The 1,608-nt window shown below is 62.1% G+C and carries 1 protein-coding gene; it reads right to left on the bottom strand.

All coding sequences use genetic code 11. The features are described 5' to 3' along the window. Nucleotides 1-170 precede the first annotated feature (170 nt). Nucleotides 171-1,580, bottom strand: coding sequence for an NAD-dependent succinate-semialdehyde dehydrogenase (locus AC1DUU_RS31460; RefSeq protein ID WP_476787218.1), 1,410 nt, complete (start codon nucleotides 1,578-1,580; stop codon nucleotides 171-173). Between the last annotated feature and the right edge of the window lie 28 nt (nucleotides 1,581-1,608).

Below are 1,608 nucleotides of genomic sequence, written 5' to 3'. Positions count from 1 at the left end.
GAAATGATCTTCCGAGACGTGGGCGTCGACGTCGACGATGAGATAGTCGTCAAAGTTCTTCGCCGCCTGGCGCGTGGCATGCGAGAGCACGTCGCGCGAGTCGGTCGAGCCGGTGATTTCACCAAGCTCGCGGAAATTGGGAATGGAATTCTCGTTCATTGCGCTAAATTTCAGCCCTGTGTCACGAATTTGGTCACGAGATAGCTATCGAGGCCTTCCGACCCGCCTTCGGATCCGTAGCCGCTTTCCTTGACCCCGCCGAAAGGGGTTTCGGGTGTCGTCAGGACCATGTGGTTGACGCCAACCATGCCGGACTCCAGCTCGTCGCCGATCCTTGTCGCCGTCGTTGTGTCCCGGGTGAAAGCGTAGGCGGACAGGCCGAACGGCAAGCGGTTTGCCTGGGCGACGACCTCGTCGAAATCCTTGAACCGGCGTGTCACGGCGACGGGTCCGAACGGCTCCTCGTTCATGATGCGGGCTTCGTTCGGCACATCGGTCAGGATTGTCGGCTGCCAGAAATAGCCGCGTTCGCCATGACGTTCGCCGCCCAGTTCGATGCGGGCGCCGCAGCGTTCCGCATCCGAAATCATGCCTTCCATGGCGTCGAGCCGACGCACATTGGCCAGCGGCCCCATCTGCGTGGTGGGATCTAGGCCGTCGCCGAGCCTGAGTGACGCCGCTACTTCGCGGAACCTGGCGACGAACCTGTCGTGGATGGACTCGTGCAGATAAAACCGGGTGGGGGTGATGCAGATCTGGCCTGCGTTGCGGTATTTCGACCGCGCGGTCATCTCGGCTGCTTTTTCGATATCGGCGTCGGCAAAAATGATCGTCGGCGCGTGTCCGCCGAGTTCGAGCGTCGCTGGCTTGACGCCTTCGGCTGCCAGCTTGGCGAGATGTTTTCCGACGCGGGTCGATCCGGTGAAGGAAATCTTCTTGATGACGGGCGATGCGATCAGATGCGTCGAGATCTGGTCCGGCACACCGAAGACGATGTTGAGCACGCCGTCGGGCAGGCCGGCATCCGCAAGCGCCTGAGCGATCGCCAGCGTCGGGGAAGGTGTCTCCTCGGCCGGCTTGGCGATGCATGAGCACCCGGCCGCCAGTGCCGCGGCGATCTTGCGCGCCGGAATGGTGATCGGAAAATTCCACGGCGTGAACAGCGCAACCGGGCCGATTGGCTCGCGGAAGACAAGGCTGCGGACGCCTGACGTGCGTGAGGGAATGATGCGCCCATAGGCGCGGCGGCCTTCTTCAGCATACCAGTCGAAGATGTCGGCGGCGCCCATGACTTCCGCCATGGAATCACCGACCGGCTTGCCCTGCTCCAGTGTCATGAAGTGGGCAATGCTGGCGGTACGCTCGCGCAGCAGAGCCGCTGCACGGCGCAAAATACCGTAGCGTTCGAAGGCTGAAACCTTGCGCCAGGACCGATACGCCGTGCCGGCTGCATCAAGCGCATTATCCAGATCGGCGGCGGTCGCGACCGGGATTTCTCCGACAGTTTCGCCGCTGGCGGGATTGATAATGGGCAGGATCTCGCGATCGCCCGCCCTGACCCTCTCGGATCCGATCCGCATCAAGCGATCTATCTGATCTTCTATGATC

The sequence above is a fragment of the Aminobacter sp. P4_H6_2 genome, assembly GCF_056400805.1.
This window is presented reverse-complemented; position numbering and strand designations above follow the sequence as displayed.

What these genes read in the sequence shown, in the direction of transcription:
- AC1DUU_RS31460 (WP_476787218.1), bottom strand. Translation starts at nt 1,580, where the DNA reads ATGCGGATCGGATCCGAGAGGGTCAGGGCGGGCGATCGCGAGATCCTG.